This is a genomic window from Microbacterium sp. G2-16M (genome assembly GCF_055809115.1).
The window spans coordinates 124,246-145,929 of record NZ_CM147897.1; the positions used below are offsets into that span (position 1 = coordinate 124,246).

Consider the following 21,684-nt stretch of genomic DNA (forward strand, 5'->3'; position numbering starts at 1 on the left):
GACCGGCCCAGGCCGGTGTTCGACGTGGGCGCGACACGCCCCTCGAACCGTGCTCCGCGGTCGCCCGCCTGGGTGAATGGCCAGAATCCGGTGGGAGGTTGCTCTAGACTGGCCACTGTCAGATCGTTGATCCGGAAAGGTGCACTGTGCCGTCGAAACGTCGCCTCCGTTGGGTCGCCCTGCCGCTGGGGACGGCCGCAGCCGTCCTCCTCGCCGGGTGCACCCCCACGCAGCTGCACGGGTTCCTGCCCGGCTTCGAGGACCCCAGCGCCGCACCGGCCACCAACCGCACCGAGATGGTGTCGGGCCTGTGGGTCAACTCCTGGATCGTTCTCCTGGTCGTCGGCCTGATCACCTGGGGCCTCATGCTCTGGGCGATGATCGCCTACCGGCGCCGCAAGGGGCAGACCGGGCTGCCGGTCCAGCTCCGCTACAACATGCCGATCGAGATCTTCTACACGATCATCCCGGTGATCCTCGTGGCCGGCATGTTCGCCTTCACCGCTCGGGACCAGACGATCCTCGAGACCCAGGACCAGAATCCGGATGTCTCGGTCGTCGCCATCGGCAAGCAGTGGTCGTGGGACTTCCAGTACAACGGCCAGGCCGCCGACGACTCGGACGCCGTGTGGACCATGGGCACTCAGGCCGAGCCGGACAAGAACGGCAACGTCGATCAGGACGCGCTGCCGACGCTCTACCTGCCGGTGGACAAGTCCGTGCGGATCGACCTCGAGTCGCGCGACGTGGCGCACTCGTTCTGGATCATCGACTTCCTGTACAAGAAGGACCTCTACATCGGCCGGGACAACTCCTGGTCGTTCACCCCGACGCGCGAGGGCACCTATCAGGGCAAGTGCGCGGAGCTCTGCGGCGAATACCACTCCGCGATGCTGTTCCGCGTGAAGGTGGTCAGCGAAGCCGACTACCAGCAGCACCTGCAGGAGCTGCGCGACGCAGGCAACACCGGTGACATCACGGACCGGTACGACAGACTCTCGAACGAGCCGGGTACCGGCGCGTCGAGCGAGGGAAAGAACTGAGATGGCGACCACGCTCCCCCTCCAGGACCCCACCAAGGACCGATCCGGCACACTCCCGCCTCGGCAGGCGGCGCTGATGAGCGCCTCCCGTGTCGAGCAGAAGGGCAACATCGTCGTCCGGTGGATCACCTCCACCGACCACAAGACGATCGGGTACATGTACCTCATCGCCTCCGTCATGTTCTTCATGCTCGGCGGCGTGATGGCCCTGATCATCCGGGCAGAGCTGTTCGAGCCGGGGATGCAGATCATCCCGACGAAGGATCAGTTCAACCAGCTGTTCACGATGCACGGCACGATCATGCTGCTGATGTTCGCGACGCCGCTGTTCGCCGGGTTCGCCAACGCGATCCTGCCGCTGCAGCTGGGCGCGCCCGATGTCGCGTTCCCCCGGCTGAACGCGTTCGCGTTCTGGCTGTTCCTGTTCGGGTCGATCATCGCGGTGGCCGGGTTCCTGACCCCGCAGGGGGCGGCGGCGTTCGGCTGGTTCGCCTACCAGCCGTTGGCCAATGCGACGTTCTCGCCGGGCGCCGGCGGCAACCTCTGGTTCATGGGCCTGGGGATCAGCGGGTTCGGGACGATCCTGGGCTCGGTGAACTTCATCACCACGGTGATCACGATGCGCGCTCCCGGTATGACGATGTGGCGCATGCCGATCTTCTCCTGGAACACGCTGATCACCAGCATCCTGGTCATCATGGTGTTCCCGGTCCTGGCCGCCGCCGTCTTCGCGGGCGCGGCCGACCGCATCCTGGGGGCGCACCTGTATGACGCCGCGAACGGCGGTGTGCTGCTCTGGCAACATCTGTTCTGGTTCTTCGGCCATCCGGAGGTCTACATCATCGCGCTGCCGTTCTTCGGCATCGTCTCCGAGGTCTTCCCGGTCTTCAGCCGCAAGCCGATCTTCGGGTACAAGACGCTGGTGTATGCGACGATCTCCATCGCGGCGCTGTCGGTGTCGGTGTGGGCGCACCACATGTACGTCACCGGGGCGGTGCTGCTGCCGTTCTTCTCGCTGATGACGATGCTGATCGCGGTGCCCACCGGGGTGAAGATCTTCAACTGGATCGGCACCATGTGGCGCGGATCGGTGACGTTCGAGACGCCGATGGTCTTCGCGATCGGCTTCCTGGCCTCGTTCGTGTTCGGCGGTCTGACCGGCGTCATCCTCGCCTCCCCGCCGCTGGACTTCTTCCTGTCCGACTCGTACTTCGTGGTCGCGCACTTCCACTACGTCGTGTTCGGCACGGTGGTGTTCGCGATGTTCTCCGGGTTCTACTTCTGGTGGCCGAAGTGGACCGGCAAGATGCTGAACGAGCGCCTCGGGATGGTGCATTTCTGGATGCTGTTCATCGGCTTCCATATGACGTTCCTGGTCCAGCACTGGGCAGGCGTCGACGGCATGCCGCGCCGGTACGCGGACTACGCGCCGTCCGACGGCTGGACGTGGATGAACCAGGTGTCGACCATCGGCGCGATGCTGCTCGGGTCGTCGATGATCCCGTTCCTGCTGAACGTGTGGATCACCGCGCGGAAGGCGCCCAAGGTGACGGTGAACGACCCGTGGGGCTATGGCGCGTCGCTGGAGTGGGCGACCAGCTGCCCGCCGCCGCGGCACAACTTCACGTCGATCCCGCGGATCCGCAGCGAGCGGCCCGCATTCGACCTGAACCACCCCGAGGCGGCACCCGACGGCGTCCATCTCGTCGGGGCGACCGGAGAGGCGAAGTAGATGCGTACCAATGCGGGCCTCTGGTGGGTGATCTGCGGCTTCTTCCTGGTGGTCTGCGGCGTCTATACGACCTGGTCGGTGCTTCCGCACCCCGATCTGCCCTGGAACCACGGCGTGGAATGGGTGGGCACCGTCGGCCTGCTGTTCGTGGCGCTGATGGCGGCGCTCATCGCGTTCTACATCGGTCGCGTCCACCGCGCCCAGGGCGGCGAGCTGCCCGAAGACGTGCTCACCGCTGACATCGACGACGGCGACCCGGAAGTGGGCGAGTTCGCCCCGTGGTCGTGGTGGCCGCTCGTGCTGGCGCTGGCGGCCGCGTTCGCCGCCATCGGCTTCGCCGTGGGCACCTGGCTGCTCCCGATCGGAGTGGGCATCTTCGCCGTCGCGATCGTCGGCTGGGTGTACGAGTACTACCGCGGATACTTCGCCCGCTGACACCCGCGTTCTGACGGCCCCGGCCCGGTTGTTTCCGGACCGGGGCCGTCTTCGCACCTCTGAGGGCGGCGTGGCCTGTCGTCGGACGGCCGGTAGGCTGGCTCGCGTGTCTCTCGCCGTCCGCACCGCGCAGCCATCCGACGTCGACGCGATCCTGGAGGTGCAGACCGCCGCCGGCAGATCGACATCCGATCGCTTCCGGAACTGGGCGAGTCGCGCTGTGGACGGGGACGATGAGCACCTCTGCGTGGCGCTCGAGCAGGGGGCGGTCCTCGGGTGGGCCGCCACACGTCTCTTCCGAGACCGTCAGGACGACGCTCCTTCAGGCCACTACCTGATGGGGATCACCGTGGCTCCCGCCCACCGTCGCCGGGGCGTGGCCGCGGTGCTGGTGGCTGCCCGTCTCGAGCTGCTCCGCCGCGATGGGGCAGAGCACGCCTACTACTTCACGAATGCCCGGAACGAGGCATCCATCGCCGCACACCGCCGGTGGAGGTTCCGTGAGCTGGCGCGCGGTGCCCAATTCCGCGGCGTGCCGTTCGACGGGGGAGAAGGCGTCCTCTTCGGCGCCGCGTTGGCCACCTGAACCGAAGACAACCTCGGCGCACGGAGGACAACCTCGGCGCACGGAGGACAACCTCGGCGCACGGAAGACAACCTCGGCGCACGGGGGACAACCTCGGCGGGGCGGGGCGGGGTGGGGTGAGGCGGTGGGGGACGACGCGGGCCCCGGCGCACGGAGTGCGACGGGGCCCGGGAGAGGGACGGGAAGGCCTACTGGCCGGGGTCCTTCTCGTGGTGGTGCTTGGTCTCGTCGTCGTCGGCCAGGATCGAGGTCGGACGCACCGGGATCTCGCCGGTCTTCTCCTCGAGCTCTGCCGGGCGCAGCGGGGCATCCGGGTGTCCGGCGCGCTCGTGGGCGCCCTGGATCTCGGCGTCCGCGGTCTCGGACATCTCGTGCAGCGCGTGGTGCTGGTGCGCCACGGCGGCCTCGATCTCGGACTGCGAGACCGGCGTGAGGCGATCCTCGAAGAACCACCGCGACAGGCTGGCGCGCGCGTTCTGCCAGAACCCGATCCGGCCCTTCGCGTTGGGACGCACGATCAACGGCTCGTAGGTCTCGTAGTCCACGAGCTTGAACCGGTCGAAGTGCTCGATCGGCCGGTGGACCTCGATGAACTCGCCGCCGGGCAGGCGGACGATGCGCCCGGACTCGTAGCCGTGCAGGACGATCTCACGGTCCTTCTTCTGCAGCGCGATGCAGATCCGCTTCGTGACGAAGTAGCCGATGATCGGGCCGAGGATCAGCATGCCCTGTAGCGTGTGGATCACGCCCTCCATGGTCAGCTGGAAGTGCGTCGCAATGAGGTCGGAGGATGCCGCCGCCCACAGGACCGCGTAGAAGATGACGCCGGCCACGCCGATGGCGGTGCGCGTGGCGGCGTTGCGCGGACGCTGCGCGATGTGGTGCTCGCGCTTGTCGCCGGTGACCCAGGCCTCGATGAACGGGTAGATCAGCACCAGGATGATGAACACGCCGAGGACCAGCAGCGGCAGGATGATGTTGAACGACCAGGTGTGGTCCAGCCACACGAACTCGAGGTGCGGCGGCACCAGGCGCAGCGCGCCGTCGGCGAAGCCGATGTACCAGTCGGGCTGGGTGCCCGCCGAGACCGGGGACGGGTCGTACGGCCCGTAGTTCCAGATCGGGTTGATCGTGAACAGCGAGGCGATCAGCACGATCAGCCCGAACACGATGAAGAAGAAGCCGCCCATCTTGGACATGTACACCGGCATCATCGGGTAGCCGACGACGTTGTTGTTCTTGCGGGCCGGCCCGGCGAACTGGGTGTGCTTGTTGATCACCATCAGCATCAGGTGCACCACGAGCAGTCCGACCAGGATCGCCGGCAGCAGCAGGATGTGCAGGGTGTACAGGCGTCCGACGATCTGGTCGCCGGGGAACTCCCCGCCGAACAGCAGGAACGAGGTCCAGGTGCCGATCACCGGGATGCCCTTGACCATTCCGTCGATGATGCGCAGGCCGTTGCCCGACAGCAGGTCGTCGGGCAGGGAGTAGCCGGTGAAGCCCTCGGCCATCGCCAGGATGAACAGGATGAAGCCGATCACCCAGTTCAGCTCGCGCGGCTTGCGGAATGCACCGGTGAAGAAGATGCGCAGCATGTGCACGCCGATGCCGGCCACGAAAACCAGTGCGGCCCAGTGGTGGATCTGGCGCACCAGCAGTCCGCCGCGGATGTCGAAGGACAGCCGCAGCGTCGAGTCCAGGGCCGCAGACATCTCCACGCCGCGCATCGGGACGAACGCCCCGGCGTAGTGCGTGGGGACCATGGAGGCCTGGAAGAAGAACGTCAGGAACGTGCCGGACAGCAGGATCACCACGAAGCTCCACAGCGCGATCTCGCCGAGCATGAACGACCAGTGGTCCGGGAAGATCTTGCGTCCGAGCTCCTTGACGAAGCCGGACAGGCTCGTGCGCTCATCGATGTAGTTCGACGCCCAGCCCACGAAGCGGCCGCCCAGGGGCTTCTCCTTCGTCTCCTCCTCGAACCGGGAGGGGGTGGTTGCGGTACTCAATGGCGCTCCCAGAAGCTCGGGCCGACAGGTTCGTGGAAGTCGCTCTTGGCGACGATGTAGCCCTCGTCATCGACTTCGATCGGCAGCTGCGGCAGCGCACGCGCCGCCGGGCCGAAGATGACGCGGGCGCCGTGCGACACGTCGAACTGCGACTGGTGGCACGGGCACAGCAGGTGGTGCGTCTGCTGCTCGTACAGGGCGACGGGGCACCCGACGTGGGTGCAGACCTTCGAGTAGGCGACGATCCCGTCGAATCCCCAGTCCTCGTGGCCCGGCGCGGGGTGCAGCGCGTCGACGGGAAGCCGCATCAGCAGCACGATGGCCTTGGCCTTCTGATCGAGGTAGCCCTGGCTGTGGTCGAGCTTGGCGAGGTCTTCGGGGATGACGTGGAACGCCGATCCCAGGGTGACGTCCGAGGCCTTGATCGGGATGCCGCTCGGGTCGTGCGCGAGCTTCATGCCCTTCTTCCACATCGTGTGGCTGAGCAGGTAGACCGGGTCGCCGCCGCGGGGGTTGGCCGGGGTGTCCTGCGGCGCGAGACCGCGGAAAAGCGTGATGCCGGGGATGATCGAGGCCACGAGGGCGGCGAACAGCGAGTTGCGGATCATCGCGCGCCGGCCGAAGCCGGACTCCTCGTTGGCCGAGGCGAACGCCGCGACCGTGGCCTCACGGGTGGAGTCCCGGCCGCGGGTGGCGTGCCGCGGCTCGACGAACTCCTTGTCCGACATGATCGCCTTGGACCAGTGGATGGCGCCGATGCCCAGTGCCAGCAGCGCCAGGGCGATCCCCAGACCGATGAACAGGTTGTTGTGGCGGATGCTGGTGACCCGGCCGTCTTCGATCGGGAAGATCATGTACGCGGCGACGGCCCAGATGCTGAACGCGGCCGACAGGTAGAACAGCGTGTACACCGTGCGGACCGCGCGCTTCATGGCGGCCGGATCGGTGTCCGTGACGCGCTCGCGATGCGCGGGCAGGACGTCGTTCTGCACCGGATCGGGGACCGCGACGGCGAGCCCGGGGGAGGGCTTCCACGAAGCCCTCTCGTGCTCGAGCGGGTCTTCCTCGTGTGCCATGGTGCTCCTCGTGCGTGGAATTCAGTGATCGATCAGTTGGACTTCGCGGTGATCCACACCGTCACCCCGATGAGGGTGCCGATGCCGAAGATCCAGATGAACAGGCCTTCGGAGACGGGCCCGAGATCACCGAGTCCGAATCCGCCGGCGGACTCGTGATTCTGGAGGTACAGCAGGTACGAGATGACGTCCCGCTTCTCCTCCAGGTTCAGGTTCAGGTTGCTGAACACGGGCATGTTCTGCGGGCCGGTCACCATCGCGGCGTACATATGCAGGGCGCTCGTGCCACCCAGCGCCGGAGCGTACTTGCCCTCGGTCAGCGCGCCGCCGGCGCCGGCCACGTTGTGGCACATGGCGCAGTTGGTGCGGAAGATGTCGCCGCCGTTGGCGACGTCGCCCTTGCCGTCCAGGGTCTCTTCGGACGGGTAGGTCGGACCGGGTGCGATGGACTGCACGAAGGCGGCCATGGCCTTGATCTGGTCCTCGGTGAACTGGGCCGGCTTCTGCGGAGCCTGCGGGCCCTGCATGGCCAGCGGCATCCGCCCGGTGGAGACCTGGAACTCGACCGCCAGCTCGCCGACGCCGTACAGCGACGGACCGCTCTCGGTGCCCTGCAGGTCCATGCCGTGGCAGGTGGCGCAGTTCGCCTGGAACAGCTTCTTGCCGTCGTCCACGGTCAGCGCGGTGGCGCTGGTCGGGCTGTCGGTGGTGGCGGCCATGGCGGCCGACGCGCCGGCGTAGACGCCGCCGGTGATCAGCAGTCCGGCGCCGATCAGGACGACGGCTGCCAGCGGGCTGCGGCGCCCAGAGGCGCGACGCTTCTTCTCACGTGCCATTTCGGATGCAGCCTTCTTCTTATTTCAGGAAGTAGATGACGAGGAACAGCGCGATCCAGACGACATCGACGAAGTGCCAGTAGTACGACACCACGATCGAGGTCGTCACCTCCTTGCGCCCGAAGTTCTTCACGGCGTAAGCGCGGCCGATCACGAGGAGGAAGGCGATGAGGCCGCCGGTCACGTGCAGCGCGTGGAAGCCGGTGGTCAGGTAGAACGCCGAGGCGTACGCGTTGGCGTAGATCGGCATCCCCTCCATCGTCAGCTGCGCGTACTCCCAGACCTGGCCGGAGACGAAGACCGCACCCATCGCGAAGGTGAGGAAGAACCACTCGACCATGCCCCAGCCGAGCGGTCCGCGCTTCTTCGTCGAGTACGGCTGGAAGCGCTCCGCCGCGAACACGCCCATCTGACACGTCACCGACGAGAGCACGAGGATGATCGTGTTCACGGCGGCATACGGCACGTTCAGGTGCTGTGTCATCTCCGCCCACAGATCGGGCGAGGTGCTGCGCAGGGTGAAGTAGATCGCGAACAGTCCCGCGAAGAACATCACCTCACTGCCGAGCCAGACGATGGTGCCCACGGCGACCGGGTCTGGTCGCTTCACTGTGCGCAGAGCCTGATTGAAAGTCGCTGGGGTCGTCACGCTCCCATTATGGCCGATTCTGAGGCGGGATATTCGCATCGACGTGCCCGGTTGGACGCTGTCGCGCACTTAGGGGAGCCTAAGAGGATGCCGCACATCGGTCGGGTATCGACCCTTGGTGCGCTGGGAACGCGCTGGGAATCCCCGGTGAACGGCGGCGCACCCGGCCTCGCTAGGATCTTCAGTCATGGCAGATCTCACGTCGTGGCCCGAACTCCTGACCACCCTCCTGAAGGGCAGCGACCTGAGTGTCGCCGAGGCGACCTGGGCGATGCGCCAGGTCATGTCGGGCAGCGCGACGCCGTCCCAGCTGGCCGGGTTCCTGGTGGCCCTGCGCGCCAAGGGCGAGACGGTGGACGAGATCGTCGGCTTCCGCGACGCGATCCTGGAGGCCGCCGTTCCGCTGCCGGTGGACGCGGATGTGCTGGACATCGTCGGCACCGGCGGCGACCGGGTGGGCACGGTCAACATCTCCACCATGGCGGCGGTCGTGGCCGCGGCATCCGGTGTGCCGGTCGTCAAGCACGGGAACAAGGCGGCCAGCTCGTCGTCCGGGTCATCGGACGTGCTCGCCGCGCTCGGACTGGACCTGACGCTCGAGCCCGACCGAGTGGCCGAGACCCTGCGCCGGACGGGGATCACCTTCGCGTTCGCGTCGGCGTTCCACCCCGGCTTCCGCCACGCCGGCGTCACCCGTGCCGAGCTCGGAGTGCCGACCGTCTTCAACTTCCTCGGGCCGCTGTGCAACCCCGCCCGCGCCGAGGCCAACGCCGTGGGCGTCGCGCAACTGGACCGGGTGCCGCTGATCACCGGCGTGTTCCAGACCCGCGGCGCGACCGCCCTGGTGTTCCGCGGCGACGACGGGCTGGACGAGATGAGCACCACCGGGCACAGCCGGGTGTGGGAGGTGAGTCTGGGCGACGTGCATGAGCACGACATCTACCCGCCGGACCTGGACCTTCCGCTGGCGCGGCTGGACGATCTGCTCGGCGGCGACCCGCAGCACAACGCCGAGGTCGTGCGGCAGACCCTGCGCGGAGGCACCGGGCCGATCCGCGACATCGTGCTGCTGAACGCGGCCGCCGGCCTGGTCGCCTACCGGCTGTTCCGCGACCCGACCGAGGTGCAGCGTCCGATCCTGGACCGGCTCGCCGAGGGCGTGCGCACCGCGGAGGAGACGATCGACAGCGGTGCGGCGGCCGCCAAGCTGGACGAATGGGTCTCGGCGACCCACGCGCACGTGGACTGAGCAGGCGATGCACCCGCGCGCGGCCCTGGAGGAGATCGCCTCGCTGCTGGAGCGGGAGCGCGCCTCACGGTACCGGTCGAAGGCGTTCCGCACCGCCGCGACGGCGATCGAGGGGCTGTCCGAGGACGAGCTGCGCGACCCGGCGCTGCGCCGACGCAAGGGGATCGGGGACTCCACGTTCGCCGTGATCCGGCAGGCGCTGGCCGGCACTGTGCCGGACTATCTGGCCGAACTGCGCGCACAGACCGGGACGGTGCTCGCCTCGACGCTGCGGCCGCAGCTGCGCGGTGATCTGCACGCGCACAGCGACTGGTCGGACGGGCTCACGCCGATCCCGCCGATGGTGGAGGCGGCACGGGCCCTCGGACACGAGTACCTGGCGCTGACCGACCACTCGCCGCGTCTGCGGGTCGCGAACGGACTGTCGCCGCAGCGGCTGCGCGAGCAGCTGGCCGTGGTCGCCCAGACGAACGCGGAGGGCGAAGGGGGCTTCACGCTGCTTGCAGGCATCGAGGTGGACATCCTCGAGACCGGGATGCTGGATCAGGAGACCGAGCTGCTGGAAGCGCTCGACGTGGTCGTGGCGTCCGCGCATTCGAAGCTGCGGATGGAGCGGGCGCCGATGACGGCGCGGCTGGTGGCCGCGGCATCCCACCCCCAGGTGGACGTGCTCGGCCACGTGACCGGACGGCTGGTGGAGGGAGCCCGGGGCACGCGCCCGCCGTCGGATTTCGACGCCCGCGCGGTGTTCGAGGCGTGCGCGGCGCACGGTGTGGCGGTGGAGATCAATTCGCGCCCGGAGCGGCAGGATCCGCCGGATGACCTGCTCGCCCTGGCCCTCGACCTGGGCTGCTTGTTCTCGATCGACTCCGACGCACACGCGCCGGGGCAGCTGTCGCTGATCGACCATGGCGCGGCGCGTGCCGAGCAGGCGGGCGTGCCGGCCGAGCGGATCGTGACCACGTGGCCGCTCGCACGGCTGCGGGAATGGACGGGGCGGGCCCGCTGACGCGCAGCGCCGCCCGGCCGATCCAGGTCGGCCGGGCGGCGGGATCAGGGTGTGTGCCCGGTCTCTGTGCCCGGTCTCAGTGCCCGGGCGGCACCGGCGCGTTCGCCCGCAGCACCTCGAGGCGCTTGCGGTACTCGACCTCGTCGATGTCGCCCTGCGCGTATCGCTCGGCGAGCGTCGTCTCGGCCTGTCGGCTCGGGTTCATCCGGCCGTACGGGCCGTAGCCGCCCTCCATCGCGCGGCGCCGCCACCGCCGTCCGAAGACGGCGAACAGCACGACGAACACGAGGATCCAGAACAGCGGGATGAGCAGGAACCACGGACCGAAGAACGGGCCGCCCCAGTGGGCGGCGTGAACGGCCGGAGCGGCCGCTGTGGCGAGTGCGGTGATCATGATGACCCTCTCGTGATTCGAAAGCCGCGACGATCGCAGCTCATGGAATCCAGTGAACGCGGGTCGCGGCATCCGCGAATCCGCCGAGGGGAGTGTTGTGCGCTGCTCCGCGGGGAGTACTGCTACTGCCAGCCGGGGGTGATCATCCCGGATTCGTAGCCGATCACGACCAGCTGCGCGCGATCGCGCGCATGCAGCTTCTGCATGATCCGCGAGACGTGCGTCTTCGCGGTGAGCGGCGACAGGAACAGGCGGGCGGCGATCTCGTCGTTGGTCAGGCCCTGCGCCACCAGACGCAGCACCTCGGCCTCGCGCTCGGTCAGCTCCGCGAGGATGCGCCGGTCCGGGGCATCCCGCAGCCCGCCCGCCGCCCGCTCGAGCAGGCGGCGGGTCACGCCGGGCGACAGCAGCGCGTCGCCGGCGGCGACCACCCGCACCGCGCGGATGAGGTCGACCGGCTCGGTGTCCTTGACCAGGAACCCGCTCGCGCCGGCACGGATGGCGCGGGCCACGTACTCGTCCAGCTCGAACGTGGTCACGATCACCACCCGCAGCTCGGCCAGCGCCGGATCGGCGGCGATCTGCTCGGTCGTCCACAGGCCGTCCCCGTCGGGCATCCGGATGTCCAGCAGCGCGACATCCACCGGAGTCTCGCGCACCCGCCGCAGCAGCTCCTCGCCGCCGGACGCCTCCACCCGCACCTCGATGTCGGGCTCGGAGTCGAGCAGGGCGCGGAACCCGGCGCGGACGAGCTGGTGGTCGTCGGCGATGGCGACGCGGATCATGCGGATCCCTCCCAGGGCAGGTCGGCACGGACGCGGGTGCCGCCGTCCGGCCCCGGCTGGACCTCGACGGTGCCGCCGAGCAGACCGGCGCGCTCGCGCATCCCACGCATGCCGCCGCCCTCCGCACCGGCGCCGGCGCCGGTGCCGGTGCCGTCGTCGTCGACGACGACCACGAGCCGGTCGCCGTCGCGGTGCAGCCGCACGACCGCGTGCGCGGCCTCGGAGTGGCGCACGACGTTGGTCAGCGCCTCCTGGACGATGCGATACGCGGTCGTCTGGACGCTGCTGCGCGGCAGGTGCCCGTCGAGCCGGTCCTCGAGGGTCACCTCGAGCCCGTGACCGGTGCGCTCGGCCACGAGGGGCGCGAGCTGGGCCAGCTGCGGCTGCGGGGTGAGCGGGGCGGCCCCGGATGCGTCGGCGCCGTCGCCGCGCAGAATCGCGAGCACGCTGCGGACCTCGTCCAGTCCGGTGGCCGCCAGCCCGCGGATGTTGGCCAGCGCCTCGCGGGCGCGCTCGGGCTCGCGATCGAACAGATGCAGTCCCGCGCCGGACTGCACGGCGATCTGGCTCAGCGAATGCGCCAGCACGTCGTGCAGCTCGCGGGCGATGCGGGTGCGCTCCTCCTGCTCGCTCGCGCGCCGCCGCTCGACGATCTGGGCGCGGCGGCGCGCCGCGCGATCCAGGCGGGTGCGCAGCCCGACGCCGATCGCGAAGCACAGGCCGATCAGCAGCGTCGTCAGGGCGATCCGGAACGGATGCCACAGGTGCCCGCTCATGCCGCTGGCCACCACGGCGACGAGCCAGGCCGAGCCGACCGCGCCCAGCGCCCAGCCGAGCGCGCCGCGCACGACGGCGCCGACGATGGCGAACGCCAGGGCGATGAACGGCGGACCCGCATCGGGCGGAACGAACAGATCGGCCACGGTGAATGCGGCCACCGCCGCCACCGTCGGCCCCGGCAGGGCGCGGGCGGCCAGCAGCGCCAGGGCGGAGGCCGCCGCCAGCACCGTGCCCAGCAGCACCCAGCGCGGCGCGACGTGCATCCACAGCGAGACCGCGACGGTCGCCGGCACCTGCACGAGGAACGCCACCACGACCGGGACGTACAGCGTCACCCCGGGCGGCGGGCCGAACCGGCGCGCGGTGTCGTCCTGGCGCTGCTCCGGCATGCGGCCAGGCTACTCGTGCGGGCCGGTGGCGCTCATCGGCCCGGCGGAGTGGCCGCGCGTACTCCCGGGGGAGTACGCGTCAGCCGGCGGGCCGGTGTTCGGCGTCGAGGACGCGCGGGCGACCGTGCCGTGCGCGAGCGTGCAGAACTCCGGAGAACCCGGGCGCGTCGCCGAGTCTCCGCGGTGGATCCGGCGGGTCGGACCGGAAACTCCGGAGTTCTGCACGGGTCCCGCGGTCAGGCGGCCGTCGCCGCGGCCAGTGCGTCCACGAGACGGGTCATCGAGGTGCCCAGGCCGAGCCGCTCGGCGATCTCGGCCGCGCGCGCACGGGTCGCGGCATCCATCACCGGAAGGCGGGTGGATGCCACGGCCACCGGCGCGCTGTCGGCGACGCGCACCACCGCGGGGGCCGCCTGGAGGTAGTCGTGCGCCGCGCCGATCTTGGCGCGGATGCGCGGCGTGATCCCCGGGTCGTCCTGCGCGGCGGCGGCGATGATCGCGGCCAGCGAGCCATAGGCGTTCAGCAGCGTCGCGGCGGATTTCTCGCCGATTCCGGAGACGCCCGGCAGGCCGTCGGAGGGATCGCCGCGCAGCGTGGCGAAGTCGGCGTACTGTGCGGCGCCGATGCCGTACCGATCGCGGATCGCCGTGTCCGTGAGCACATCGAGATTGCTCATCCCGCGGGCGGTGTACACGACCCGCACAGCGCGGTCGTCGTCGACGAGCTGGAACAGGTCGCGGTCGCCGGTGATCACGTCCACCGGCATGTCGGCGCGGGCGGCGAACGTGCCGATGACGTCGTCCGCCTCGAATCCGGGGGCGCCGACGATCGGCAGGCCGAGCGCTTCCAGGGTCTCGCGGATGAGCGGGACCTGCGTGGTCAGCGCCTCGGGCACCTCTTCGATGTCGGAGCCGCCCTCCACGATCCGGGCGACGCGATGCGCCTTGTACGTCGGGATCAGGTCGACCCGCCACTGCGGGCGCCAGTCGTCGTCCCAGCAGGCGATCAGGTCGGTGGGGGCGTAGGCCGCCACGAGCTTCGCGATGATGTCCAGGAACCCGCGCACGGCGTTGATCGGCGTGCCGTCGGGTGCCTTCACCGAGTCGGGGACCCCGTAGAACGCCCGGAAGTACAGGGACGCGGAATCGAGCAGAAGCAGCTTCTCGGAGCGTGGCGCGGGCATGCGGCAAGCATGCCACGGCACGGGGACGGCCCTCAGTCCGCGTCCTCGGCGAGGGTGTCGTGGATGCGGTGCAGGTCGACCAGCAGCGACCCCACGAGCACCCAGTGCCCCGACCTCGGCGCCGAGACGGTCAACGGCCGGGTCAGGGCGGGCTCCTCCTCGTCCACCGGGGCCGGCTCGCTCTCGTCCTCGAGTCGGTGCACGAGCAGCCGCACATCGTGCGCCGCCCGGCGCAGCTGCTCGGCGATCGCCGCCGCCGTCGGCTCGCCGTGCAGGCTGTCGTCGTACCGGTCGTAGACCGTGCGCGTCATCCCGATCGTCTGGATCACCACGGTGGAGAAGCGGTCCAGCAGCCGCTCCAGCTCGGTCAGCTCGGCCCGATGGCGTCCGGCGCGCGGGTTCAGGGTGAGCGATTCGACCGCGTCCTGGATGGCCACCTCCGCGGCATCCCGCATCGGCCGCAGGAGGCGGGCGGTGACGATGAGCTCGGTGAGGTCGGCGGGGGACTGCGGCCGGACCAGCGCCCAGGCCAGGCGGTCCAGCGTGGCGGCCAGCTCGGCGCCCAGGCGATCCACGGCGCGGTGGGCGGGCACGACGGCCACCGGCGGCACCAGGGCGATGTTCACGACGAAGCCGATGACCGCGCCGAGCATGGTCTCGATGATCCGATCCACGGCGTACCCCTGCGTGCCCGTGCCCAGCGCCAGCACCAGCATCGCGCTGATCGCGACCTGGTTCGCCGTGCCCGCGGTCATCCGCAGCGACCAGGCGAGCACCAGCGCGATGAGGATCGCCAGCAGGATGATCCACGTCCCGTTGCCCAGCAGCAGCCCCAGGACGCTGGCCACCGCGACGCCCACGATCACCCCGACCGTGCGCTCGATCGCCTTGGAGAACGACTGGTTCAGGCTCGGCTGCACCACCAGCAGCGCGGCGATCGCGGCGAACACCGGCAGCGGTCCGGGCAGGAGCCAGCCCGCGAGCAGCCACGCCGCCACCGTGGCCACCGCCGACTTCAGCACCTGCAGCAGCGGGGAGCGACGGCTGGCCCGGAAGGTCGCGGTCATGCGCATGGGTCCACGGTATTGCGCCGGCCGTCGCCGCGCGTCCTATAGTCATCGACTATGGACGACGCACACCGGGCCGAGTTCGGCGCACTGCTGCGCGAACGGCGCGCATCGGTCGATGAGACCCTCGCCGCGCTGGCCGCCGATCTGGCGGCGCTGGCCTCGGCGCGCACCGACACGACCGCCGACGACGAGCACGATCCGGAGGGCGTCACGCTCTCCGGGGAGTGGTCGCGGCTGGAGGGCCTGCGCGTGGCGCAGGAGCGCGACCGCGATGCGCTGGACGCCGCGCTCGCGCGGTGGGATGCCGGGGACTACGGCATCTGCCAGGGGTGCGGGCGTCCCATCCCGGTCGGGCGGCTGCGGGTGCGGCCGATGGCGACGCTGTGCGTCACGTGTGCGGAGCGCGCCGGCGGCTGATCGGCTCGCCCGGCGTGCGCACTCTCACGACGCCGGGCGGCGCCGCTGCAGGTCGCGGGCGGCCTCGCCCGGAGGTCGATCCAGCAGCCGGTTCGCCCAGGTGAGGTCCCAGCCGGCGTTCTGCGCCCGCGAGGCGCGCAGGCTCTCGGTGGTGTGCTCGGTGGCGCGCGGGAGGCTGGCCAGGAACGTGTCGTAGCGGCGCAGCCGCACCCCCAGCATCGTCGAGGTGGAGCCGATCCGGTCCACGTCCGCCCACGGAATGCGCCCGCCGGCGCCCAGTCGCAGCCCGTCGTCGTCCGCGACGATCGCCACGCTGCGCCGCCACTGCTGCGCGAACGCGATCCCGCCGCCCACGCCGAAGAATCCGATCGCGCCGACGCCGACGATGAGGTTCAGCGTCTTGGTCGGCGCGAGGGCGAGGACGACCACGCCCATCGCGGCGAACAGCACGCACACCACGAGCATGATGATGAGGGTGCGGCGGGACGAGACGATCTTCAGCGGTTCGGTGGACGCGGTCACCCCTCCAGGCTACGGGGAGCGAGGCCGCGTCCGCGCCGGATCACGGCGCCCGGGAACATCGCGGATGCCCGGGGCGTTCTGATACTGTAGATCGTCACTCGTGTGGCTCGTTTCGCACGCGCTCGTGGCATCCGCAACACAATCCGCTTCGCTCCGGCACGTTCCGCTCGCCCGTTCGCACTGTGAATGGGAGAGGTCGGCGTCCGGGGCCCGACATCCAACCCAACAAGGACAACCCACTACATGACTACCGCAACGACCGCCCCGGCCGCCAAGCAGGTCGCGATCAACGACATCGGATCTGCCGAGGACTTCCTGGCCGCGGTCGAGAAGACGCTGAAGTTCTTCAACGACGGCGACCTCATCGAAGGAACCGTCGTCAAGATCGACCGCGACGAGGTCCTCCTCGACGTCGGCTACAAGACCGAGGGTGTGATCCCCTCCCGCGAGCTTTCCATCAAGCACGACGTCGACCCCAACGAGGTCGTGAACGTCGGCGACCTGGTCGAGGCCCTGGTCCTCCAGAAGGAGGACAAGGAAGGCCGCCTCATCCTGTCCAAGAAGCGCGCCCAGTACGAGCGCGCCTGGGGCGACGTCGAGAAGATCAAGGAAGAGGACGGCGTGGTGACCGGTCAGGTCATCGAGGTCGTCAAGGGCGGTCTGATCGTCGACATCGGCCTGCGCGGCTTCCTGCCCGCCTCGCTGATCGAGCTGCGCCGCGTCCGCGACCTGACCCCGTACCTGGGCCAGGAGCTGGAGGCGAAGATCCTCGAGCTGGACAAGAACCGCAACAACGTGGTGCTGTCGCGCCGCGCGCTGCTGGAGCAGACCCAGTCCGAGTCGCGCACCAACTTCCTGAACAACCTGCACAAGGGCCAGGTCCGCAAGGGCACGGTGTCCTCGATCGTCAACTTCGGCGCGTTCGTCGACCTGGGCGGCGTGGACGGCCTGGTGCACGTGTCCGAGCTCAGCTGGAAGCACATCGAGCACGCCAGCGAGGTCGTCGAGGTCGGCCAGGAGGTCACGGTCGAGATCCTCGAGGTCGACCTGGACCGCGAGCGGGTCTCGCTGTCGCTGAAGGCGACCCAGGAGGACCCGTGGCAGGTCTTCGCCCGTACCCACGCGATCGGCCAGATCGCACCGGGCAAGGTCACCAAGCTGGTTCCGTTCGGCGCATTCGTGCGGGTCGCGGACGGCATCGAGGGCCTCGTGCACATCTCCGAGCTGTCCGGCAAGCACGTCGAGCTCGCCGAGCAGGTCGTGTCGGTGGGCGAAGAGGTCTTCGTCAAGGTCATCGACATCGACCTGGAGCGTCGCCGCATCTCGCTGTCGCTGAAGCAGGCGAACGACGCGGTCGACCCGTTCGGCACCGAGTTCGACCCGGCCCTCTACGGCATGGCCACCGAGTACGACGAGAACGGGGAGTACAAGTACCCCGAGGGCTTCGACTCGGAGACCAACCAGTGGAAGGAAGGCTTCGACGAGCAGCGCGAGAAGTGGGAGCAGGAGTACGCGGCTGCCCAGGCGCGCTGGGAGGCCCACAAGGCGCAGGTCGCCAAGGCGCAGGAGGCCGAGGCCGCAGGCTTCGCCGCCGTCGAGCCGGCCGCCTTCGCCGGCGAGTCGTCGTCGAACCAGGGTGGTGGCACCCTCGCCGACGACGAGGCGCTGGCCGCGCTGCGTGAGAAGCTCTCCGGTCGCTGATCGGCAGACGCACCCCGTGAGAAGGGGCCGGAACCCGCGGGTTCCGGCCCCTTCTCCGATCCCGACGCGATAGCGTCTGCGATATGGCTTTCGGCGGCTTCGGCGACACGGCGGGCGGTCGCGACCGCAGCTTCGAACGCGCCGCCGCGCTGAACCAGCTTCTGCTCGGTCTGGTCGTGCTGGTGATCACGGTGATGCTCGTCGCGTCGCCGGCGGCGTCCGGGATGCCGCTGTTCTTCGCCGGCATCGTGCTGGTCTTCATCGCCACCGGTGCGGCGGTCATCGTGCCGTGGAACCGGATCAACGCGTGGTGGCTCACGGCCGTCCCGGTCGCCGACATCCTGGCGATCACCCTCATGCGGCTCGCCGATCCGAGATCCGGGATCGGCCTGCTGTGGGTGTTCCCCGCGATCTGGCTGTCCTCCACCTTCGGCCTGGTCGGCGCGGTGGGCGGCAGCGCGACGATCCTGGCCGCCTTCGCGGTCACCGTGATCGGGCCGACCGGACTGCCGTCCGGGTACTCGGCGCTGCTGCTTCCGCTGGTCATCGTCATCGTCAGCGGGACCAGCTATGCGACGGCGCGTCGCTCGGCGGCGCAGCGGATGCTGCTGGGCAAGCAGGCGCGGGTGCTGGCGACGGCCCTGGACCGCTCGCGACGGCAGGAGCAGGAGGTCGCCGAGCTGATCGATGCGGTCGACTTCGGCCTGATCCGCATCGCGCAGGACGGCGCGGTCTCGATTGCGAACGAGGCGCCCGCACCGCTGCAGCGCACGCTCGTGCAGGGGTCCCGTGACGGCGGACCGCCGGTCTTCGGGGCCGACGGCACGACGCCGCTGGCCGACGACGAGATGCCGCTGCAGCGCGCGCTGCGGGGGCAGGCGTTCGACACCCAGGTGCTGTGGTTCGGCGAACCGGGGCCGGACAGCATCGCGCTGGCGATCTCGGTCCGGCGGCTGAAGGACCGGGACAGCGCCGACGCCGGTGCGGTGCTGGTCTCGCGCGATGTCACCGGCGAGCTGCGGGCGCTGCGGGCCCGCGACGAGCTGGTCGCCTCGGTGTCGCACGAGCTGCGCACGCCGCTGACCTCGATCCTCGGCTACCTGGACCTCGCGATCGACGACCCGGACGTGCCGGCCGGTGCGCGTCGGGGACTGGAGATCGCGGAGCGCAACGCCGAGCGGCTGCTGGGGATCATCGCCGACATCCTCGCCGCATCCAGCGACTCGGGCCGGTCGGTCGACCTGACGATCACCCCGGTCGACACCGACGTCGCCGACGTCGTGCACGCTGCTGCCGAGTCGCTGGAGAACCGTGCGACCGAGGTCGCCGTGACGCTGGACACGTCCGGGGTCGAGCCCGCCGTCGCCTACGCGGACCCGCTGCGGGTGCGACAGATCCTGGACAACCTGATCGTGAACGCCATCAAATACAACCGGCCGGGCGGTGTCGTGACACTCGGATGCACGACCAGCGAGGACTCCACCTGGATCCTCGTGCGCGACAGCGGCATCGGGATGACCGAGGCCGAGATGTCCGGACTGTTCGAGCGGTTCTACCGTGCGCAGCGCATCCGCTCGGGCGCCCGCACCGGGACCGGGCTGGGGCTGGCGATCAGCCGGCAGCTGGCGCGAGCGCACGGCGGCGACATCACCGTGCGCAGCACGCCCGACGTCGGCTCGACCTTCATCGTCCGGCTGCCGGCGACCCGCGCGGCGGCCGCGCCGGCACCGCGCGTCGCCGTGACGCAGCCGGAGGAGCACGAGAGCGCGCCGGCGCCAGACGAGGAGGAACGATGATCCTCCTGGATCAGGTGACGCTGTCGGCGGTGACCGCGCTGGTCGTGGTCGTCAGCGGCATCTACTTCATCATCGAGACGTTCGCCCGGCGCGACGAAGGCGCCGGGCGGGTGTGGTCGCTGGGATTCCTGGGGGCCATGCTCACCAGCCTGTCGTACATGGTGTGGGCCGCCGACCCGGCCATCACCTGGGGAGTGGTGATCGGCAACGGGACGTTCGTCGCGGGGACGGGGTGCATGTGGCTGGGATGCCGGCGCTTCAACGCGCGCCGGATGACCGTCACGGCCCTCGTCGTCGGTGTGGCCGCGGTCGGCGCGTCGGTCGCGGTGCTGGCGGCCGGTCCCGAGGGCGGGGCGTGGGCCGGCGCGCTGTGGATGTTCGTCTGCCTGATGGTGTTCGCCGGGCTGGGCGCGGGGGAGTCCCTGCGCGGCGAGATGGGCCGCTACCGCACGGCGCGGGCGCTCGCCGCCGTGCTGGGGCTGCAGTCGCTGTTCTACGTGGGCCGGACGATCGTCGCGCTCCTGGCCGGGTTCGACAGCCCGCTGTTCCAGACCGTGTTCGGCACGGCCGTGACCAGCGTCCTGACCGTCATCCTCACCATCGTGGCGCTGGTGGTGACCTCCGTCCTGCGCGCCGACCGCGCCGTGGACCGCGGGCCGCTGCTGACGGCGTCCGTCTCGCTCCTGGGCACCGAGGGCGTGCTGCCGCACGGCTCGTTCCTCCGCCTGCTCGACCAGGCCCTGGCGCGGGCGTCCGGCCGCGGCGAGCAGATCGCGGTCATCGCGGTGCGGGTCGAGGACCTGCCCCAGATCGCCTCGGCCTTCGGCGCCGAGACCGCCCGCGCCGTGGCCGAGGCCTGCCGCGCCAGCGTGGTGCGCAACGTGCCCGCGCTGGCCCTGGTCGGCGAGGACGGTCGGAGCGGGCTCCTGCTCGCCCTCCGCGCCCTGTCCGAGCCGGATGCCCGGCGGCAGGGGGCGATCGTCTCGCGTGGCCTCGTGGACGACCTGGGCGGCGTGTCGGGGGGCGTCATCCCCGTGGTGGGCGTCGGCATCGGGCTGTCCGGGCCGGGCGCCGAGGACACGCACGCGGTGGTGGCCGTGGCACGTGCGGCCGCTCGTCGCGCCGCCGACACCATCGGGACCTCGGTCCTGATCGGCGATCCCGCCGACGTCAGCGGGCCGTGAGCCGGTACCCGACGCCGCGGACGGTCTCGATCCAGCGGGGGCGGGACGGGGACTCGCCGAGCTTGCGGCGCAGGTTGGCCATGTGCACCTCGATGACGCGCGAATCGCTGTCGCTGAGGTACTCGCTGCCGGTGTAGCGCTGGCCGCGCAGCATGAGGGCCAGCTCGCCCTTGCCGACCACCCGCCGCCGGGCCGACATCAGCTCGGAGAGGATGTCGAACTCGCTGCGGGTCAGCTCCAGCGCCACGCCGTCGACCGAGGCGAGCCGCATCTCGATGCTCAGCCGCAGCCCGTTGTGCTCGAGCCAGTCGGTGCCGGCGGTGGCCGCGGCGGCGTCCGCCGGGTGATCGGACGGCTCGGCCGGGCGCTGCCCGCCGGGCAGCGGCATCCGCGACCGGCGCAGCAGGGCCTCGATCCGGGCACGCAGCTCGCGGGGGCGGAACGGCTTGGTCACGTAGTCGTCGGCTCCGGCATCCAGCCCCTGCAGGGCGTCGATCTCCTCGGCGCGCGCGGTGAGGATGACGATGTAGGTCGAGCTGATCGCGCGGATGCTGCGGGCGGTGGCGAAGCCGTCCATGCCGGGCATGTTCACGTCGAGCGTGGTCACGATCGGATCGACCAGGCGGACCAGGTCCACGCCGTCCTGGCCGGTGCCGGCGGTGTGGACGCGGAAGCCCGCCTGCTGGAGCACGTCGGCGAGCAGGGAGCGGATGTCGTCCTCGTCCTCGATCACCACGGCGACACGCCCGGGGTCCCCCTGTTGATCCACGCGCTCCCCCTCCTGGGCCGCAGTCGCCATGCGCCCCGGCTCGGCGACCTCCGCCAGGATATCCCA

The 21,684-nt window shown here is 70.2% G+C and carries 21 protein-coding genes; 10 read left to right on the forward strand and 11 right to left on the reverse strand.

From position 1 onward, the window contains the following. Positions 1–146 precede the first annotated feature (146 nt). The 4 genes from ctaC to AC0L6F_RS00620 all read left to right on the forward strand — a co-directional run bounded on the left by ctaC (position 147) and on the right by AC0L6F_RS00620 (position 3,796). Positions 147–1,043, forward strand: a complete 897-nt coding sequence (ctaC, locus tag AC0L6F_RS00605) for an aa3-type cytochrome oxidase subunit II (RefSeq protein ID WP_473538818.1) — start codon at positions 147–149, stop codon at positions 1,041–1,043. 1 nt (position 1,044) lies between these two features. Beyond that, entirely contained in the window at positions 1,045–2,775 is a 1,731-nt protein-coding gene (ctaD, locus tag AC0L6F_RS00610; protein WP_473538819.1) for an aa3-type cytochrome oxidase subunit I, read from the forward strand. Beyond that, complete coding sequence (ctaF, locus tag AC0L6F_RS00615; RefSeq protein WP_473538820.1) at positions 2,776–3,210, forward strand: aa3-type cytochrome oxidase subunit IV; 435 nt, start codon at positions 2,776–2,778, stop codon at positions 3,208–3,210. It abuts the gene before it with no gap. Positions 3,211–3,316: 106 nt separating this feature from the next. Next, positions 3,317–3,796, forward strand: a complete 480-nt coding sequence (locus AC0L6F_RS00620) for a GNAT family N-acetyltransferase (protein ID WP_473538821.1) — start codon at positions 3,317–3,319, stop codon at positions 3,794–3,796. Positions 3,797–3,984: 188 nt separating this feature from the next. Here AC0L6F_RS00620 and qcrB read toward each other — a convergent pair whose 3' ends face one another. Genes qcrB through ctaE form a run of 4 tightly spaced genes read right to left on the reverse strand, consistent with a single transcriptional unit; the run spans position 3,985 to position 8,408 of the window. After that, positions 3,985–5,808, reverse strand: a complete 1,824-nt coding sequence (gene qcrB, locus AC0L6F_RS00625) for a cytochrome bc1 complex cytochrome b subunit (RefSeq protein ID WP_473538822.1) — start codon at positions 5,806–5,808, stop codon at positions 3,985–3,987. Continuing rightward, a complete protein-coding gene (qcrA, locus tag AC0L6F_RS00630) occupies positions 5,805–6,884 on the reverse strand; it encodes a cytochrome bc1 complex Rieske iron-sulfur subunit (protein WP_473538823.1) in 1,080 nt (359 codons plus the stop codon). Before qcrA ends, qcrB begins: the two co-directional genes overlap by 4 nt. 32 nt (positions 6,885–6,916) lie before the next feature. Then, a complete protein-coding gene (gene qcrC / locus AC0L6F_RS00635) occupies positions 6,917–7,720 on the reverse strand; it encodes a cytochrome bc1 complex diheme cytochrome c subunit (RefSeq protein WP_259611771.1) in 804 nt (267 codons plus the stop codon). A 19-nt stretch (positions 7,721–7,739) separates the two neighbouring features. After that, positions 7,740–8,408, reverse strand: a complete 669-nt coding sequence (gene ctaE, locus AC0L6F_RS00640; protein ID WP_274638448.1) for an aa3-type cytochrome oxidase subunit III — start codon at positions 8,406–8,408, stop codon at positions 7,740–7,742. A 148-nt stretch (positions 8,409–8,556) separates the two neighbouring features. On the opposite strand from ctaE, the gene trpD reads away from it, so the two are divergent. After that, a complete protein-coding gene (gene trpD / locus AC0L6F_RS00645; RefSeq protein ID WP_259611772.1) occupies positions 8,557–9,618 on the forward strand; it encodes an anthranilate phosphoribosyltransferase in 1,062 nt (353 codons plus the stop codon). A gap of 7 nt (positions 9,619–9,625) precedes the next feature. Further along, positions 9,626–10,627: a PHP domain-containing protein gene (locus AC0L6F_RS00650; RefSeq protein WP_473538824.1), complete on the forward strand. Its 1,002-nt coding sequence runs from the start codon at positions 9,626–9,628 to the stop codon at positions 10,625–10,627. A gap of 76 nt (positions 10,628–10,703) precedes the next feature. Here AC0L6F_RS00650 and AC0L6F_RS00655 read toward each other — a convergent pair whose 3' ends face one another. The 5 genes from AC0L6F_RS00655 to AC0L6F_RS00675 all read right to left on the reverse strand — a co-directional run bounded on the left by AC0L6F_RS00655 (position 10,704) and on the right by AC0L6F_RS00675 (position 15,232). Then, positions 10,704–11,021, reverse strand: a complete 318-nt coding sequence (locus AC0L6F_RS00655) for an SHOCT domain-containing protein (protein WP_259611773.1) — start codon at positions 11,019–11,021, stop codon at positions 10,704–10,706. 122 nt (positions 11,022–11,143) lie between these two features. Continuing rightward, a complete protein-coding gene (locus tag AC0L6F_RS00660) occupies positions 11,144–11,806 on the reverse strand; it encodes a response regulator (RefSeq protein ID WP_473538825.1) in 663 nt (220 codons plus the stop codon). Beyond that, entirely contained in the window at positions 11,803–12,975 is a 1,173-nt protein-coding gene (locus AC0L6F_RS00665) for a sensor histidine kinase (RefSeq protein ID WP_473538826.1), read from the reverse strand. The genes AC0L6F_RS00660 and AC0L6F_RS00665 overlap by 4 nt, the downstream gene beginning before the upstream one ends. Positions 12,976–13,211: 236 nt before the next feature. Further along, positions 13,212–14,159, reverse strand: a complete 948-nt coding sequence (locus tag AC0L6F_RS00670) for a 5'-3' exonuclease (protein WP_473538827.1) — start codon at positions 14,157–14,159, stop codon at positions 13,212–13,214. Between the two features lie 32 nt (positions 14,160–14,191). Further along, positions 14,192–15,232, reverse strand: a complete 1,041-nt coding sequence (locus tag AC0L6F_RS00675; protein ID WP_473538828.1) for an FUSC family protein — start codon at positions 15,230–15,232, stop codon at positions 14,192–14,194. Between the two features lie 51 nt (positions 15,233–15,283). Here AC0L6F_RS00675 and AC0L6F_RS00680 point away from each other — a divergent pair, with 51 nt between their 5' ends. Next, a complete protein-coding gene (locus tag AC0L6F_RS00680) occupies positions 15,284–15,646 on the forward strand; it encodes a TraR/DksA family transcriptional regulator (RefSeq protein ID WP_259611778.1) in 363 nt (120 codons plus the stop codon). A 24-nt stretch (positions 15,647–15,670) separates the two neighbouring features. On the opposite strand, the gene AC0L6F_RS00685 is transcribed toward AC0L6F_RS00680, so the two are convergent. Then, positions 15,671–16,168 (reverse strand): hypothetical protein, encoded by a 498-nt coding sequence (locus AC0L6F_RS00685; protein ID WP_274635765.1) that lies wholly within the window; start codon positions 16,166–16,168, stop codon positions 15,671–15,673. 243 nt (positions 16,169–16,411) lie between these two features. Between AC0L6F_RS00685 and rpsA the strand changes: the two genes are divergently transcribed. The 3 genes from rpsA to AC0L6F_RS00700 all read left to right on the forward strand — a co-directional run bounded on the left by rpsA (position 16,412) and on the right by AC0L6F_RS00700 (position 20,849). Next, positions 16,412–17,869, forward strand: a complete 1,458-nt coding sequence (rpsA, locus tag AC0L6F_RS00690) for a 30S ribosomal protein S1 (protein ID WP_274635764.1) — start codon at positions 16,412–16,414, stop codon at positions 17,867–17,869. A gap of 83 nt (positions 17,870–17,952) precedes the next feature. Continuing rightward, positions 17,953–19,665 carry a sensor histidine kinase gene (locus AC0L6F_RS00695; RefSeq protein WP_473538829.1) on the forward strand — a complete coding sequence of 571 codons (1,713 nt, stop codon included), beginning with the start codon at positions 17,953–17,955 and terminating at the stop codon, positions 19,663–19,665. Beyond that, a complete protein-coding gene (locus AC0L6F_RS00700) occupies positions 19,662–20,849 on the forward strand; it encodes a hypothetical protein (RefSeq protein WP_473538830.1) in 1,188 nt (395 codons plus the stop codon). Before AC0L6F_RS00695 ends, AC0L6F_RS00700 begins: the two co-directional genes overlap by 4 nt. Here the strand turns inward: AC0L6F_RS00700 and AC0L6F_RS00705 are convergent. Further along, complete coding sequence (locus tag AC0L6F_RS00705; protein ID WP_473538831.1) at positions 20,836–21,618, reverse strand: response regulator transcription factor; 783 nt, start codon at positions 21,616–21,618, stop codon at positions 20,836–20,838. The two genes, AC0L6F_RS00700 and AC0L6F_RS00705, sit on opposite strands and share 14 nt — an antisense overlap. Between the last annotated feature and the right edge of the window lie 66 nt (positions 21,619–21,684).

Coding starts and splice junctions, on each gene's coding strand:
- ctaF (WP_473538820.1), top strand. CDS start 2,776: ATGCGTACCAATGCGGGCCTCTGGTGGGTGATCTGCGGCTTCTTCCTG.
- AC0L6F_RS00700 (WP_473538830.1), top strand. CDS start 19,662: ATGATCCTCCTGGATCAGGTGACGCTGTCGGCGGTGACCGCGCTGGTC.
- AC0L6F_RS00695 (WP_473538829.1), top strand. CDS start 17,953: ATGGCTTTCGGCGGCTTCGGCGACACGGCGGGCGGTCGCGACCGCAGC.
- rpsA (WP_274635764.1), top strand. CDS start 16,412: ATGACTACCGCAACGACCGCCCCGGCCGCCAAGCAGGTCGCGATCAAC.
- AC0L6F_RS00670 (WP_473538827.1), bottom strand. CDS start 14,159: ATGCCCGCGCCACGCTCCGAGAAGCTGCTTCTGCTCGATTCCGCGTCC.
- AC0L6F_RS00675 (WP_473538828.1), bottom strand. CDS start 15,232: ATGCGCATGACCGCGACCTTCCGGGCCAGCCGTCGCTCCCCGCTGCTG.
- AC0L6F_RS00650 (WP_473538824.1), top strand. CDS start 9,626: ATGCACCCGCGCGCGGCCCTGGAGGAGATCGCCTCGCTGCTGGAGCGG.
- AC0L6F_RS00655 (WP_259611773.1), bottom strand. CDS start 11,021: ATGATCACCGCACTCGCCACAGCGGCCGCTCCGGCCGTTCACGCCGCC.
- AC0L6F_RS00660 (WP_473538825.1), bottom strand. CDS start 11,806: ATGATCCGCGTCGCCATCGCCGACGACCACCAGCTCGTCCGCGCCGGG.
- AC0L6F_RS00665 (WP_473538826.1), bottom strand. CDS start 12,975: ATGCCGGAGCAGCGCCAGGACGACACCGCGCGCCGGTTCGGCCCGCCG.
- qcrA (WP_473538823.1), bottom strand. CDS start 6,884: ATGGCACACGAGGAAGACCCGCTCGAGCACGAGAGGGCTTCGTGGAAG.
- ctaE (WP_274638448.1), bottom strand. CDS start 8,408: ATGCGAATATCCCGCCTCAGAATCGGCCATAATGGGAGCGTGACGACC.
- AC0L6F_RS00680 (WP_259611778.1), top strand. CDS start 15,284: ATGGACGACGCACACCGGGCCGAGTTCGGCGCACTGCTGCGCGAACGG.
- trpD (WP_259611772.1), top strand. CDS start 8,557: ATGGCAGATCTCACGTCGTGGCCCGAACTCCTGACCACCCTCCTGAAG.
- ctaD (WP_473538819.1), top strand. CDS start 1,045: ATGGCGACCACGCTCCCCCTCCAGGACCCCACCAAGGACCGATCCGGC.
- qcrC (WP_259611771.1), bottom strand. CDS start 7,720: ATGGCACGTGAGAAGAAGCGTCGCGCCTCTGGGCGCCGCAGCCCGCTG.